General features: G+C 32.9%; 1 protein-coding gene. It reads left to right on the forward strand.

Annotated elements, in window-relative coordinates:
* Positions 1-303: 303 nt before the first annotated feature.
* Positions 304-776, forward strand: a 473-nt coding sequence (locus ACFINS_RS10100) for a lytic transglycosylase domain-containing protein (protein ID WP_375706190.1), incomplete at its 3' end; no start/stop codon positions are given.

Consider the following 776-nt stretch of genomic DNA (forward strand, 5'->3'; position numbering starts at 1 on the left):
TTTTAATACTGTTTTTATCTGCACAAAGTTAGGTGTATGATAGATCTTTCAATAGGTAATAGAGTATATTATTTTTTAGCACATTAAAGCTTATGTTATAGTTTCTTTAATTTTTAGTATCCTATGAAATACAGAAATATATAATTCGTTTATTGAATTATTTTCTTCCAATACTAAAATTTATCTTGAAATTGTCTTAATATTTTCATTTTCAAGCCGCTCTTTCGTTTTTTTTCTATGTACAATGCGCCCACCAAGCCGTTGCAGCTAGGATTTAAGAATGTCTTAATGAAGAGAAAGAAAATGCAATTTTTGAAAATTCTTTTAAGTGCAGTATTTGCTATATCTTTTGTGTTTGATATAAGTTTGGCTCATACCGTGTTAAATGTTGCAGGGTCAAGTGAAGGCTCAGAGATTATTGCTTCTAAGATTCCTGTTCGTCCTTATGAGTTTCTTATTCAGAAACTTGCGAATAAGTACAATGTTCCTGTTAATTTGGCACATGCTGTTGTAAGAGTTGAAAGTGATTATAAGGCCTTTATAAAAGGGGCGGCTGGTGAAATAGGTTTTAGGCAAATTAAACCTTCTACTGCACGAGGATTGGGTTTTAAGGGATCAGTGCAAGATCTGTATGATCCTGCGACTAATCTTGAATATGGTATGCGTTATTTGGCGCGGGCATATAAACTAAGTGCTGGTGATACGTGTGGCACAATCCTTAAATATAATGCAGGTCATGCTGCAAAAAAAATGAATTCCATTTCAGAAAAATATTG

The sequence above is a fragment of the Bartonella sp. AA2SXKL genome, from assembly GCF_042197205.1.
GTDB lineage: Bacteria > Pseudomonadota > Alphaproteobacteria > Rhizobiales > Rhizobiaceae > Bartonella.